At 72.8% G+C, this 316-nt stretch carries 1 protein-coding gene; it reads left to right on the top strand.

Going from position 1 to position 316, the window contains the following annotated elements; all coding sequences use genetic code 11:
* Positions 1 to 128 precede the first annotated feature (128 nt).
* Positions 129 to 316 (top strand): hypothetical protein (locus tag GLO27_RS20345; RefSeq protein ID WP_347878412.1); only part of this gene is annotated, 188 nt, incomplete at its 3' end.

Below are 316 nucleotides of genomic sequence, written 5' to 3'. Positions count from 1 at the left end.
CCTCCACCCGCACCACGAGCGTGCGCACACCATCGAGCGCGAGCCCTGCCGCCTTCTCCACCAGCAGCCGCTCCCCCTCAGCGATCCGCTCCACCCCCGCCACAACCCGGCACCGATCCAGCGCCGCGATGATCACCGCCGCCGCCGGAGCCCCCAGCACCCCCGCATCCAACGCCGCACTCACCAACGGATACCTCGCCGGCAGACGCGCCCCCAGAAGATCACTCCGCGGCGCCGTCGCCTCACCCACCCTGACAAGACGCGACGCCTCACCCGTCGACACCCCCGTCGCGGCCGCGATCAACGTCGCCGGACT

This window comes from Microbacterium sp. Be9 (assembly GCF_011754135.1).
In the GTDB taxonomy this organism is placed as follows: domain Bacteria; phylum Actinomycetota; class Actinomycetes; order Actinomycetales; family Microbacteriaceae; genus Microbacterium; species Microbacterium maritypicum_A.
The sequence above is the reverse complement of the archived record's forward strand: the minus strand, read 5'-3'. Positions and strand labels throughout refer to the sequence as shown.